11 protein-coding genes are annotated in these 14103 nt (G+C 31.5%); 6 read left to right on the plus strand and 5 right to left on the minus strand.

Going from position 1 to position 14103, the window contains the following annotated elements; translation table 11 throughout:
- Positions 1-22: 22 nt before the first annotated feature.
- Together D1816_RS11920 and D1816_RS11925 are read right to left on the minus strand one after the other, a co-directional pair.
- On the minus strand, positions 23-2767 hold the full coding sequence (locus tag D1816_RS11920; protein ID WP_118503102.1) for a carboxypeptidase-like regulatory domain-containing protein: 2745 nt from the start codon (positions 2765-2767) through the stop codon (positions 23-25).
- A 118-nt stretch (positions 2768-2885) separates the two neighbouring features.
- A complete protein-coding gene (locus tag D1816_RS11925) occupies positions 2886-3707 on the minus strand; it encodes a GLPGLI family protein (protein WP_118503104.1) in 822 nt (273 codons plus the stop codon).
- A gap of 123 nt (positions 3708-3830) precedes the next feature.
- Here D1816_RS11925 and D1816_RS11930 point away from each other — a divergent pair, with 123 nt between their 5' ends.
- From D1816_RS11930 to D1816_RS11945, 4 genes are all read left to right on the plus strand, one after another.
- Positions 3831-5351, plus strand: coding sequence for a sensor histidine kinase KdpD (locus D1816_RS11930; RefSeq protein WP_118503106.1), 1521 nt, complete (start codon positions 3831-3833; stop codon positions 5349-5351).
- Positions 5344-6024, plus strand: a complete 681-nt coding sequence (locus D1816_RS11935) for a response regulator transcription factor (RefSeq protein ID WP_118503108.1) — start codon at positions 5344-5346, stop codon at positions 6022-6024. The genes D1816_RS11930 and D1816_RS11935 overlap by 8 nt, the downstream gene beginning before the upstream one ends.
- A gap of 158 nt (positions 6025-6182) precedes the next feature.
- Positions 6183-6797: a deoxynucleoside kinase gene (locus tag D1816_RS11940; RefSeq protein ID WP_066316907.1), complete on the plus strand. Its 615-nt coding sequence runs from the start codon at positions 6183-6185 to the stop codon at positions 6795-6797.
- A 13-nt stretch (positions 6798-6810) separates the two neighbouring features.
- The gene (locus tag D1816_RS11945) at positions 6811-7467 is read left to right on the plus strand and encodes a DUF2461 domain-containing protein (RefSeq protein ID WP_118503110.1); all 657 of its coding nucleotides are present in this window, start codon (positions 6811-6813) and stop codon (positions 7465-7467) included.
- A 102-nt stretch (positions 7468-7569) separates the two neighbouring features.
- Here D1816_RS11945 and D1816_RS11950 read toward each other — a convergent pair whose 3' ends face one another.
- On the minus strand, positions 7570-8439 hold the full coding sequence (locus D1816_RS11950) for a hypothetical protein (protein WP_118503112.1): 870 nt from the start codon (positions 8437-8439) through the stop codon (positions 7570-7572).
- Between the two features lie 350 nt (positions 8440-8789).
- Entirely contained in the window at positions 8790-9920 is a 1131-nt protein-coding gene (locus tag D1816_RS11955; protein WP_369887307.1) for a 3-deoxy-D-manno-octulosonic acid transferase, read from the minus strand.
- A gap of 305 nt (positions 9921-10225) precedes the next feature.
- On the opposite strand from D1816_RS11955, the gene D1816_RS11960 reads away from it, so the two are divergent.
- Complete coding sequence (locus tag D1816_RS11960) at positions 10226-12028, plus strand: alpha/beta hydrolase (protein WP_118503116.1); 1803 nt, start codon at positions 10226-10228, stop codon at positions 12026-12028.
- 259 nt (positions 12029-12287) lie between these two features.
- On the opposite strand, the gene D1816_RS11965 is transcribed toward D1816_RS11960, so the two are convergent.
- On the minus strand, positions 12288-12590 hold the full coding sequence (locus D1816_RS11965) for a hypothetical protein (RefSeq protein WP_118503118.1): 303 nt from the start codon (positions 12588-12590) through the stop codon (positions 12288-12290).
- A gap of 284 nt (positions 12591-12874) precedes the next feature.
- Between D1816_RS11965 and D1816_RS11970 the strand changes: the two genes are divergently transcribed.
- Positions 12875-14041 carry a DegT/DnrJ/EryC1/StrS aminotransferase family protein gene (locus tag D1816_RS11970; protein WP_118503120.1) on the plus strand — a complete coding sequence of 389 codons (1167 nt, stop codon included), beginning with the start codon at positions 12875-12877 and terminating at the stop codon, positions 14039-14041.
- The last annotated feature ends 62 nt before the right edge of the window (positions 14042-14103 follow it).

The raw sequence follows: 14103 nt of genomic DNA on the forward strand, positions 1-14103 counted from the left end.
GTCGTAAAAACTAAGATAATAATTACAAATTATATTTTACACTTAATATCCAATATCTGGGCTGAACTGTATACCTAGAAGTGCTATTATATAGCTCATTAAAATTATCTCTATTGATACTATTTGTGTTTAACGCATTTGAGACCGAAAATTTATATTCCCAATTTTTACCTGATTTTTGATAGCGTAAATCTAAATCTAAAAAGCTATATTCATTTAGTGTTCTTTGCCCATTACTATAGTTGTAATAGCTGTATGAAGATTTTAGCAACAGCCCCTTGGCCATGAGCCAATCTAACCGAGCGAATGGCCTACTTGTATAAAATGTAGTCTCTAATCCATTATTATCATAATCATTCACAGAAATACTATATCCCAAATCAAAGTTTGGTCCTTTCTTAAAATTCGATGACCATTCTGTGCTATATACCTGAGTAAAGCTCACACTCTCACTTGGTCTAGTATTTACAATATTATTAAAACTAGACCAATTTAAATTCACATTAAACTCTCCATTTACTTTTCCTAATGATCGACTAAATTTCCCGTTGATAGAGAATACTTGATCTGCAAAATTTGAATTAACTGATGTACTTACTGTATTAATACCATTAACAGCACTTGTACTTTTAATTGGGTTACGCCTATTAACGTAATTAACACTTGCAAAAATATTGGTATAATTAAATCTATTGAAACTAAAATAATTCAAGGTATAACTATCAAACAAAGCATTTTCTAGGTTACGATTTCCTTGTGTTAACGTATTGTAAGTATTAAAAACATAACCTGACGCTAATCTTTTAATATCTGTATAATCTGCTGTTATTGAATAATTCAATCGTAAACTTGAACTACTCTTCAGTTGAGCCAAAATAAAAAGATCTGGTAATATTTGCCATTCGTTTTGTTCAATTACGGTTCCTAATTGCCTATCTTTTAAATCATAATTATGAAGACTCACCCCTGGATTAATCGTAAAAATTCCTTTAATAAATTTATAATGTAGACTTGTGTAAATATCCCTAAAATTATATTTTACATCGTTATTAAATAAATTTGACTCAAAATCATTTCTGTTTGCAGTATCTAAGATTTGAAAAATGTTTGAATCAAAATTTTGATTACTTCTTGTGATCCCGAGTGTAAAATTAAGATTACTCTTTTTGTTTAAGACATAATAATAATCTAATCTTGTATCTAATTTGTTTGTTTTTATACTTCTATCCTGATTAACATTATATCTATCTGATCTCTGTAGTGGATCGAAAACATCTGTATCGGGAGTTAAAGGGTCATTAATCTGGGTAAAGACACCTCTGAAAGGAATTTGATTTCTTATAGCATTATAAAAAGGAGTTTCTTGTTGGAAAAGGTGTTGTATTTCTAAAGAAAAAACATTTTTAGAATTATGCGTGTAATAAGCATTTACATTTTGTTGTAGAGAAAATGGAGTGTTTTCTAAATTTTCATTAATATCTTCTGAAACCCCAGCTCTTGTAGAAAGAAAAATGTTTCTCTGTTCTTGTCTAGAAAGCTTTCCAAAAATATCATAATCTAACCTAAATTTATTATTCGGTTTATAACTAGCACTTAATTTTAACAATCCTAAAGTGTTTCTCTGTTGGGTATTTTCTGAAGTTTCTTCAATAGTATTATCCGTTTCATCTAAAGTATCATCGATATATACTCTGTTTGTATTTGTTACTAAATCGACCTTAGTATCGCTTATGATACTATAACCACTAAGATCTAAAACTTTACTAGCTGTAAGACTAAAATTAGCAGCTCCAAATTTAGTGTTAATCTCATTTGCTCGATTATTTTGCAATGTAGTAAAAGCAAGATCATCACCTGAAATAGAAAAGGAGGTTCCTGCTCTTCCAAAATTTCTAAAACCACCAGTAAACCTAAAATAGTCTCTTCTTGTAAACGGAACTTCACCAATATCATTAAAATCGGTAAGAACATTGATACTATAAGACGGGCTATAATAAAACAATTTAGGTTTAACTATATATCGTTCTGTTTCTCCTATTCCTGAGCCTACCGAAATATCGCCAAACCAAAAGTTCTTTTTCCCTTCTTTAAGCTTTATATTAATTGCTATTTGATCCTGAGAATTACTAAGACCTTTCATTTGACTTACATCTTCATAGTTACGAAGTACTTCTACTTTATCCAGCGCATCGGCCGGAATATTATTGGTTGCCAATTTTGAATCTCCATCAAAAAAATCTTTTCCTTCGATCATTACTTTAGAAACTGCCTTACCTTCTACTTCAATTTCTCCTTCATCATTTACTACGATCCCGGGTAGTTTTTTAAGCACATCTCCCAATTTTTTTTCAGTGCCGTTTACAAATGAATCTGTATTATAAACCAAAGTATCACCTTTTATCACAACTGGAATTTCATATACAATCTCTACTTCATCCAAATCATTTTCCTGAGGTTTCATTTCAAAATCAGCAATTATATCTCCCGTTTTTGCTTCTATAGACTTAGCTTCTGCATAAAGTCCTATATAACTAACTTTAAGAACATAATTCTTATATTCTGGTACTGAAATTTTATACCTTCCATCAGAATTTGTAATCCCATACCCTACCATCGTATTATCAGATTTTAGATATGCGATTACATTTGCCATCTCTATCAAATTTCCTGTAGAATCTTTGACAACTCCTGAAATCTGTACTTTTTGAGCATTGATGATCTGGGCCATTCCGATAAGGAATACCAGTAGTTGTATTTTCTGATTCATATTTCTGATTGATTCTCTCTACTTTAGAGAGTACTTTAACAGTACTACTGTAGAGGCTTTGAATACTAATTACTTATTCTTGAACACACTATAACTGTATGTGTTTTTGATTTTATAATCACCCTCCTATTCGTATTCTCATACCATCTCCACCACCTCTTCTAGACATATGACTTTCCATTTCTCTAATTTTTTTCTCCATAATACGCTCAAACTCTTGTTCTTTAATTATTTTTCCTTTAGTAGGTTCTTTAATTTCAATTTCTTTCTTGGGATTAAGGACTATTTTAGAACATAATATGTTTTCTTCTCCATCATTAACCTCGAGTATTAAACCTGGTAATCCCCCATAGTTTCCTGGACCATTAGATATTGGAATTTCAGGAGTATACCAGGCAGTAATTGTAATCTCCTCTTCTTTAGGTTCTCCCTTTTCTTCCTCACTGTTCATAGTGCTTAACGTATTTTGAATTCGTCTCATACGTTTTGCAGTTGCCTTATAACACTGGTAAGCACCTATTTTTTTCGTTTCATCTTCTAATTTCCAATCTAATTTTTCAAGATCATCCTTTATTAAAAACAGTTTACCCATCATATCTCTTTTATTAGCATATCTTTTCTCTTTTATATTTTTATATAAAACATCAGAAATACCTGATCCAGCCATAATAATAGTCATACCACCCGAAGACTTAGGTGTTTCCAGATTTTGCACCTCTTTATAAACAGATTCAGAGTTCGTAAAACTCAAAGAATATTCTCGCTGAAATTGCTTTTTAAGCATTTCCTGAATTTGTTTTTGCATATCTGCATTCATTTTAGAATCATCTGCATTAAAATCTATCTTGCGATTTGTTTTATATGTTACCACGCCCTGAAAATTTTGAGAACATAAACTCTTACATGCAAATAAGAATATCAATATTAAAACTCGTATCATAACTTTTGTTTTTTGATTTATACAGTACAAATATGTGAAGTCAATATCAATCTATGAGTTAACCAGTGTTAACGTGTGTTAACCGATTCGTTTTATATTGGATAAGAATCTTACTTTTGGATTATGCGAAAAGGAAGTTACCAGAGTATTATCTATTTTATTGCTAGCGTGATTATGATCACATTAGCAATTCAAGTTTACTGGAATTATAAAAATTATAGAACAGGAAAACAGCAATTAATAAATGAAGTACAAATCAGTCTAGACAATGCTGTTGATGAATACTTCACAGAGCTCGCCAAAGAAAGTACCGTTTTTATAATGACTGATCGTATGTTATCAGAAACGGTAAAGCGTGAAGAAGCTTTTAAAAATCGAAGAATTGCCTTTCAAAACTTTACACGTATAGATTCTTTTGACCTAAATAAAGATGTAAAGATTTCGGTTGTAAAGGACTCGGCAACACAGAACATTCATATCTTAAAAGGTCCTAATTTATCAAAAGAAGAAATCATAAAATGCCAATCCGACCTTATGTCGCATCTTGTAAAACATGAGGAAGATAACAAGTCGTATAATAAAGATAGTATAAATGACGTATTTAAAAGTCTTGCCTCAAAAGCCATTATATCTATTGCACAAGACTCTTTAAATCTTTCAAGAATAGACACATTGGTTTTTAGAGAATTATCTCGAAAAAACATCAATATTGATTATGGTCTTAAGTATACCAACTCCCTTAGAGAAAAAAAAGAGATTAATACACCTATTGTTAAATCTGCGGTTTTACAAACCACATCAAAATCGTCATTTTTACCAGAAATAAGTACATTAGAATTGTTTTTTGTCAATGAAAAATTGACAATTTTTAAGAAGAACTTAGTTGGAATTCTACTATCATTTATATTATTAAGTGCAGTAATCGCAAGCTTATTATTTTTATTACGAATCATAAATAAGCAAAAACAATTGGCAGAATTAAAAAATGACTTGATCAGCAATATAACACATGAATTTAAAACTCCTATTGCAACCATAAATGCCGCTCTAGAAGGAATTCAAAATTTCAATCCAAAAAATGATCCTGAAAAAACAAAAAAATATGTAGAGATGTCTTCTAATCAACTTCATAAGTTAAATATTATGGTTGAAAAAATTCTAGAAACAGCTACCCTAGATAGTGATAAACTACAATTAGATCTTGAAGATGTGGATATCATATCCTTGATAAAGAGTATCTCACAAAAACACAAAAATAATACACCAAATAAAAGTATAACGTTTACCTCTTCTCACTCAAACATGGTGACGAGTTTAGATGTTTTTCATTTTGAAAACGCTATAAATAATATTATCGATAATGCCATAAAATATGGAGGTAGTATCATAGGCATATCCATAAAAAAGACCAGCAACCACATTACTATAGAAATTACAGATAATGGATCAGAACTTACTAAAGCACATAAAGATAGAATATTCGAAAAATTCTATCGCGTTCCGAAGGGTAATACTCACAACATCAAAGGTTTTGGAATAGGCTTGTTTTATACTAAAATCATTGTTGAAAAACACAATGGCGTCGTACAACTTATACTAGACAAAGGGCTAACAAACTTCAAAATTACCTTGCCAAATGAATAAAACAATAGAAATAATAGTAGCCGAAGACGAACCATCTTTAGGTCAAATTATTAAAGAAAGTTTAGAGACTAGAAATTTTAACGTTCATCTTGCACAAGATGGTGAAGAAGCATATACGCTTTATAAAACAAAAAGCGCTAAACTTATTGTACTTGACGTTATGATGCCCAAAAAAGACGGTTTCACATTAGCCAAAGAAATTAGAAAAGAAGATGATACAATACCGATTATTTTCTTGACAGCAAAGTCACAAACACATGATGTTGTTGAAGGTTTCACTATAGGGGGAAATGACTATCTCAAAAAACCTTTTAGTATGGAAGAACTAATTGTGAGAATAAATAACCTACTTCATCGTAGCGCCCTGCAAAAAAAGACAGAAATCATTTCTATAGGAATATACACCTTTGATTTTACAAAACAACTACTCTACCATGATCAACAAACCCAACAATTAACTCATAGAGAAGCTCATTTACTATTTCACTTAGTAAAAAACAAAAATCAAGTATTAGACAGGTCTATGATACTTAAAAAATTGTGGGGTGACGACGATTTTTTTAATGGAAGAAGTATGGATGTTTTCATAAGTAAACTTCGTAAAAAACTAAAACAGGATGACACAATAAAAATTATCAATGTTAGAGGCTATGGTTATAAATTAGTATATTAAATACCTCTATTCGCTTTTAAAACCCTAAATAACTTCTACATATAACACATATCTTATAGAAATTCTTTTCTATCCTTTTTACGTTACTCATAAAATCCACTATATTTACCCCATACTTTAGTATTTAGTTTACAACAGCCCAAGAAAAATAATCGAATATGCATATAGCTATAGCTGGAAACATCGGTGCCGGAAAAACAACTTTGACCCGATTGCTTGCTAAACATTACAGATGGGAAGCTCATTTTGAAGATGTATTAGAAAATCCATATTTAGAAGATTTCTATAATAAAATGGAACGATGGTCCTTCAATCTTCAAATTTACTTTCTAAACAGTCGTTTTAGACAAATCCTTGATATTCGAGAAAGCGGAAAAGATATCATTCAAGATAGAACCATATATGAAGATGCCTATATTTTTGCACCAAATCTTCATGCTATGGGACTGATGACAAATCGTGATTTTGAAAATTATAGATCTCTCTTTGATCTTATGGAAAACGTAGTAGAAGGTCCTGATCTGCTTATATATCTTAGAAGTAGTATTCCTAATCTAGTTGCTCAAATCCATAAACGCGGACGAGAGTATGAAAACACGATTAGTATCGATTATCTAAGTCGATTAAATGAACGTTATGAAGCGTGGGCACACGATTATGATAAAGGCAATCTTCTTATTGTAGATGTTGATAATCTTAATTTTGTAGATAACCCTGAAGATTTAGGTAACATTATTAATCGGATAGATGCAGAGTTAAATGGATTATTCTAAGCTGTAACCTTGTATGGATTTTAATATCTTGTTTGAGTTTCTTCACGATCTTCAAAATAATAACCATAAAGATTGGATGGATGCCAATCGAAAGCAATATCATTCGGTTAGAAATTCATTCGTGAAATGGCTAGACCAAGTAGACGGTAAACTAGCGACAATAGACCCAGAGTACTACCCTACCCCTGGCAAAAAGGGTATTAATCGTATAAATAATAATTTACTCTTTCACCCTAACAAACCTGTTTATAAGGATCATTTTGGTGCAGGATTAGATCAACGTACAAAACAAGGGGATTTTTATATACATATTGGCCTATCAGAATGCTTAATAGCTGGTGGTTACTGGAAACCCGACAACAAAATTTTAAATAGCATACGAGAGGCAATAGACTATGATGGAGAAAAATTAATCAATATTCTTAATAAGAAAAGTTTTAAAAATGTATTTGGTGGCTTGTTACCAGATGAAGACAAATTAAAAACAGCTCCTAAAGGCTATTCTTCTGATCATCAACACATAGATTTGTTGCGACATAAAACTTTTGCGGTTATTCACCCTTTAAATAGAGAAGACATTCTCAAAGATGATTTTATGGATAGAGTCCTTACTGTTTACAAAGAAATGCTTCCGTTTAGAAGGTATTTGAATCAGGCCGTTACCGTTTAATTTCTGAATAAGATTGCATACATAAACTATTGAAAAAGCGAAAGGCATATGAGTAACACCCTTCGCTTATTATTGGCATCTATACAACCACATCAAAAAGGATTAGTGAAATCTAGTATACGATCTATATGACCCGTTTGATGAAATTCTGGTTCGTACCACTTTTCTTTCTGTATTTGTTGATGTCAAATAATTTGCCCACCATATTCCGTTATCAAAGTCTACTTGATACTTAAGAAACCATTTATAGTCAGACCATGGCCATATCCCATCTTTTTCCCAAGCGTAAAACTGTACACGAACTCTACCACAAATTACATTTGTCCAAGTACGCGTATCATCTAATTCTCTCCAAGCTCCTCCAAAATATGAGCTTCTAGTAAGTGGTGAAGTTCTTGCCCCTTCATCACAAAATTCTATATTCGAAGGCGTAGAAGATACCGGTGCGTTACAATACGTATTTCTAAAATTTGTAGCACCAACATTATAACAAGCAGCTTTTTCTGCTAATTCAGCATAGGCATCATCTAGTATTTCAAGATATTCCTCTGACTTTAGTACCTGTCGACCAGAAGATTTTAACACATCTTTGTTTGCCGTCATAGCAATTCGATTTGGCACCAATACATTTTGTGCTGTGACTTGAGCAAAAACATCAAAAGCAGTCATCTCTTTATCATTGATCAACCCTTTTTCCTGATTAATCAAAGCTTCTCCGTATAATCGTTCTACGACTACCATCTCATCCTCTTGTCCCAAAGCGATGAAATTAAATTCATGTCCGTCTTTTTGCACTTTGGCTATCGAGCGAAAATCTTGAGAAACTTCTGTAGGAAGTACAGCATCTTTAGTTGGTTCTTCATTAAGTTCTGCTTTTGAATCTCCCGCTATTACTTCTTCCTTTTCACAAGCAATAAACCCTATACTTAGGATAATTGCCATCATCGTCATTTTTAAAAATTGTTTTTTCATAATTAATTTAGTTTTAAAAGTTTGTTTGCCCCTATGATATTTGGTTGTATCAGATACAACTAATTTTCAAAAGCAAATCTAGACGGCATGCGCATAAAGATCAAGGAACAAATCTCCTATTTTAAAAAGGAAAAAACCCTTGATAATGAGGGGTTTAAATTTCAAAAAAATACCTAAAAGACTATTTAGCAGTACGGTAAAACCGTTTTCTATTCCTTTAAAACATAATATGTTTTGAAATAAGAATTAGTTTTTTATAAAAAAATCGAAAGTATATTCTTTTAGAAAAAAAGATTAATTAGTTCTTGTTAAAACAAGCACAAGAGATAAATTGATTTTAAGAAAGGGGGTTACTTATTAATTAGCTCTTTAAGATAATTAATAATCAAATTAGTAGCTCCTGTATTACTATTAATAAAGTGTCCTGCAATCATCCCAGTCTTTTCTCGAAATTGTTTATCATTAATGAGCTTACTCGTTATCTCACTAAACTCATCAGAACTTGATACAGAAAATAATCCCGCCAATTTTTGAAGTTGTTTTGCTTCTCGAAATTTCTCAAAATTCTTTCCTATTATAATCGGAATTCCAAAAGTAGCAGGTTCTAAAATATTATGAAGTCCACCTGTCCCCATAGCACCGCCAACATATGCGATATCTCCATAGCTATACACCCTAGATAAATATCCGATCGTATCCATAACAAATACCTGATAAGACTTTAAGTCTTTACCATCTTTCTCTGAATATAAAACAGTTTTCTTTTTAACTTTTTCCTGTAATTGCTTCATTGCAGTAGCTTTAAATTCATGAGGAGCAATTATGAAACATATCTCGTCTGAAGCTGTATTGACAAAATCAACAAAAACAGTTTCGTCTTCTGGCCAGGAACTACCCATCACAATACAAACTTTATTCCCAATAAATTCCTCAATGAAGTCAACTTGATTATCCATTTCGATCTGATGTGAAACCCTATCAAAACGAGTATCCCCACTTAATGTACTATTTGTAAATCCATGTTTAGCAAGTAAACTTTCAGAAATTTTATCTTGCACAAAAAAATGATTTATTGTTTTTAAAGCATTACGCATAAAACCACCATACCATTTAAAAAATGCTTGATCCTCTCTAAAACTAGTCGATATAAAAACCGTTGGGATATTTTGTGTCTTAAGTCTATTTAAAAAATTTGGCCAAAACTCATATTTAACAAATACAGCTAATTCTGGTTGTACAAGCTCTATAAATCGTTTGGCATTAACTTTTGTATCTATTGGTAAGTATATAATAACATCTGCTAGAGTACTGTTTTTTTTTGCCTCATATCCTGAAGGCGAAAAAAAAGTAACCAACAGTTTATGATTTGGATATTGTTTTTTTAAAGATTCCATAACAGGAACTCCCTGTTCGTATTCTCCCAAAGAAGCACAATGAAACCATAACACTCTATGATTAACCAACATTTCTTCTTCTAACAATCGAAAAACATGTTTTCTTCCCGATACAAACAATTTCAGTTTAGAACTTAACAAACTAACTACGGGAAGTATCCCATTAAATATTGAGATTAAGATGTTGTACAAAATACCCAAAAATGATGCTTTTTTAATGAGTTGCTAAAATACTGCGCTATTTCCTTTAAAAAAAGACATACCAAATTTAAAAGTGTTCGCTTCTTTTTTTATCAATACGACATAAAAAAGACTAGAAAATAAGTTATTATCTATTTTTTGTCTTGAAAAATTAATAATTTAATACAATTATTCACGCAAACTCAATATCTATGAAATTAAAAACTACTTTAATTGCTTTATTTTCGTGCGTTCTCGTTTGCGCACAAAACTTTAGAGAGGTTCAACTTCCTACACCCGACAAATTAAACCCATTATTTATTGGTCCACTTGTTAAATCTACTATTCATTATGGTGTTACCCCTCCAAATTACAATGGTAAAGTAATTGTATTCAACCATGGTTACATTGATCTTAACCAAGGGCAATTTCTTTTTGACAATTCGTTTTATCAAGATACTTATAATGAAGGTTATCAAGCTATTTTTGTTGCCACTACCAGAGGCAAAGGCATTTGGGTAAATGGTAAATTATTAGCAGAAGCTATTGATATTATAACTGATCGATTTAATGTTCCCGACATCTATTTAGTAGGTCATAGTAATGGCGGTAAAGCAGCAGAAGCTGCAATGTTTCAGTATCAAAAAAACAGCAAAGTTACAAAGGCCTTTGCATTGGGCACTCCATTTTGGGGAACGTACCTGGCCGATATCTCTCAAATGCCATGGCTTAATTGGGCATGGAGTCTTACGGGATTAAATGAGGGAGCACGAACCTCAACCACCTATTATTGTAGAGACGTTGTACGTCCATATTTGGATAATCACCCAGATAATCAACCTGAAAAATTTGTAGTATTAGGAGCTTCAGGGTTTTATAAAGGATCAACAATTGCGGCTGCAGCATTCTTACTTACTGGAGGAATACTTTTACCCGTACAAGGAGCAAATGATGGTGTAGCACCTTATACTAGTACACTTAGACCCGGAGCAACTTATGTTTTCAAAAAAAACGACTCAAGAGCTATTTTTGATCATCTAGATGTTGGGTTAGGTCAGTTTAGTTGGCCATATATAAAATCTTATATCGAAAATCGTTCTCAAAAAAATAGCGCTACTTCAAATTCGACTTTATATGACTCCAAAATAGAGAGTGACTATTATATCATATCTTCTGAAAATAAATACGATAAAATTTTACTTGATAAGAATAGTAAATATGCCATGGCAGAAATTTTGCACGAAAAACCATCTAGCGAGTTTAACATTTTTGACAAAAACAATACCAAAATAAAATTTTCAAAAAACCTAAGCCCTGTAAAGCATAAAACGATTATTTCTATTACCGAAAATAACGTCACCATTAAAAGTGATTCAAAATATGCTGCTTTTGTAAAACAAAACAATAGCATAAAAATGTCATTAGATAAAATTAGCCAAAGTAACTATCCTGTCTTAAAAGTAAGTTTTGAAGCAACTAAAAATGATATTAATTTGTTAGTAAATTCAAAAGCACGAGGGGTAATTACTAGAACTAGTAAAATAGACGGCACTCCTGTAAAAAGTGCTCCAGAGATAATCATTTTCGAAAAAAAAGGTGAGCATTATTATTTTGACTCCAAAAATTTAGAAGAAGGTATATATAGTCTGTTTCTAAATGGGGAAAGCGCTGGAAATTTTAAGCGAAGTATTATTTCTGGTTTTGTAGTTGGTGATGTTAAAAACAGTTTAACCAAGACAGTAAATAACACCCCTACTGATAAACCTGAAAAATCAATTAGATTAATTCCTAACTCGGTTAAAAATAACGCCTCACTCTACATTGGAGAACAAAATACAACTAAAAACCTTTTAATTACAATATATGACACAACGGGTAAAACAATTAAAGATTTTAAAAGAAGAATACATCAACATGGTAAAGTAGATATTTCTGAAGATTTAAAGTATCTATCTCCGGGTATTTATCTTTTAAAAGCAAATGATTTTAAAATCATACGATTCCTGAAAAATTAATCGTTTCCCTCCTTAAGCAAAGTATCTTAAATAGCGTTCTGCATAAGATACTTTGCTTTTTGTTTAAAATACCTTTTTAATATTGCATACTTATAAATTAAATGATCTAACATAAAAATATAACCATGCCTATCTGGGAATAAACATGGTTATACAGTAAACAAATTATTATGATTTAAGAGTAATTAGATAATTTTCTTAAAAAAATAAATCTCTTATACACGCGTAGTTGGTTTTACATGTTAGAGATATATGGATATTAACATCCAAAAAAAGGTTTGATTGAATCTGGTAGAAAATCACAAATATTAAAATCGTTATCTCCGCCACCAGTACCATCTCCTGAAGATGAAGAACAACTTGCCGATACTCCTCCATTACACTCAAATGTATCGATAATCTCTCCATTTTGAGAAACTGTTATCACCCCATTAGAAGAAGAAGCTGAGACACTATTTCCTGCATAATTTCTTACCCCGCAATCTGTTGTTACTGTACAATCAGCATTACAAACTCCTACAAAAGCAACTATCATAGCTACTGTTAAAAACTTTTTTTTCATGATTAAAAATTAAATTGATAAAACTGTAATTAAAAAAAGTATATGTTCTATACCTAGGATTTAAATGTAGATCAATACTAAGAATAAAAAGAGGTGACTTTTATTAAATAAGAGTTTGAATGTATGAAGTGACATTTTTAGTGTATGTATTATATTTCTTTACCTATTACTATATATATTATCAATGTCATTTCATTTGTCATGTCGCATTGCTATTTCCTTAAAATCTCATTGGCTATAGTATCAATATTTCGTACTTTCGTGAGGTTACAAGAAACACATCTATGAAGAAAATACAAATGGTTGATCTTAAGGGTCAATACGAGCAAATAAAAGAGCAAGTAGATTCGTCTGTACTTGATGTAATACAGTCGACAGCCTTTATTAATGGACCTGAAGTTCATAATTTTCAAAAAGAATTAGAAGAATACTTAAATATAAAACACGTTATCCCATGTGCAAATGGCACAGATGCCTTACAAATTGCCATGATGGGTTTAGGGCTAAAACCAGGTGACGAAGTGATTACTGCAGATTTTACTTTTGCAGCCACTGTTGAAGTAATTGCTTTATTACAACTAACACCTGTACTGGTAGATGTAGAACCAGACTCTTTTAATATTGATCCAAAGGCCATTAGAAAAGCTATAACTCCAAAAACGAAAGCTATAGTACCAGTTCATTTGTTTGGCCAAGCTGCTAATATGGATGAAATTATGGAAATTGCCAACGAACATAAATTATTTGTTATTGAAGATAATGCACAAGGGATTGGTGCAGATTATAAGTCTCAAGATGGAAAAACTCTAAAAACGGGAACTATAGGCCATATTGCTTCTACTTCATTTTTCCCTTCTAAAAACTTAGGTTGTTATGGGGATGGAGGTGCTATTTTTACTAACAATGATGAATTGGCGCATACCATTCGTGGGATTGTAAATCACGGTATGTATAAGAGGTATCACCACGATGTAGTGGGTGTAAACTCAAGGTTGGATTCTATCCAAGCTGCCGTTCTAAGAGCAAAACTTCCTAATTTAGATCAATATAATAACGCTAGAAGAGCAGCTGCCAGAAAATATAATAAAGCTTTCGAAGGCATTTCTAATATCACCACCCCGCAAATAAAAGGAAATGGTTGTGCAACCAATCATGATACCATTTGCGATACGTGCAATTGTCATGTTTTTCATCAATACACTCTAAAAGTAATAGATGTAGATCGTGATGCTCTTGCGCAACACCTTAATGAAAAAGGCATTCCTTGTGGTGTTTATTACCCTATACCTCTACATAGTCAAAAAGCATATCTTGATGAAAGATATAACGAAGCTGATTTCACTGTTACAAATCAACTAGTAAAAGAAGTTATTTCATTACCCATGCACACAGAATTGGATAATGAACAAATCGACTTTATTACCAAAACTATTATTGACTTTGTAAGTTAAATTCAAATAAAAAAACAAAAGTATAGTATGATTTGAGAATGTTCTCAGGGCATATTATATTC

Source organism: Aquimarina sp. AD10 (genome assembly GCF_003443715.1).
In the GTDB taxonomy this organism is placed as follows: domain Bacteria; phylum Bacteroidota; class Bacteroidia; order Flavobacteriales; family Flavobacteriaceae; genus Aquimarina; species Aquimarina aggregata.

Bases quoted from the DNA above. Each gene is read 5' to 3' on its own strand.
- D1816_RS11950 (WP_118503112.1), bottom strand. From the start codon at position 8,439: ATGAAAAAACAATTTTTAAAAATGACGATGATGGCAATTATCCTAAGT.
- D1816_RS11970 (WP_118503120.1), top strand. From the start codon at position 12,875: ATGAAGAAAATACAAATGGTTGATCTTAAGGGTCAATACGAGCAAATA.
- D1816_RS11935 (WP_118503108.1), top strand. From the start codon at position 5,344: ATGAATAAAACAATAGAAATAATAGTAGCCGAAGACGAACCATCTTTA.
- D1816_RS11945 (WP_118503110.1), top strand. From the start codon at position 6,811: ATGGATTTTAATATCTTGTTTGAGTTTCTTCACGATCTTCAAAATAAT.
- D1816_RS11960 (WP_118503116.1), top strand. From the start codon at position 10,226: ATGAAATTAAAAACTACTTTAATTGCTTTATTTTCGTGCGTTCTCGTT.
- D1816_RS11920 (WP_118503102.1), bottom strand. From the start codon at position 2,767: ATGAATCAGAAAATACAACTACTGGTATTCCTTATCGGAATGGCCCAG.
- D1816_RS11940 (WP_066316907.1), top strand. From the start codon at position 6,183: ATGCATATAGCTATAGCTGGAAACATCGGTGCCGGAAAAACAACTTTG.
- D1816_RS11930 (WP_118503106.1), top strand. From the start codon at position 3,831: ATGCGAAAAGGAAGTTACCAGAGTATTATCTATTTTATTGCTAGCGTG.
- D1816_RS11965 (WP_118503118.1), bottom strand. From the start codon at position 12,590: ATGAAAAAAAAGTTTTTAACAGTAGCTATGATAGTTGCTTTTGTAGGA.
- D1816_RS11925 (WP_118503104.1), bottom strand. From the start codon at position 3,707: ATGATACGAGTTTTAATATTGATATTCTTATTTGCATGTAAGAGTTTA.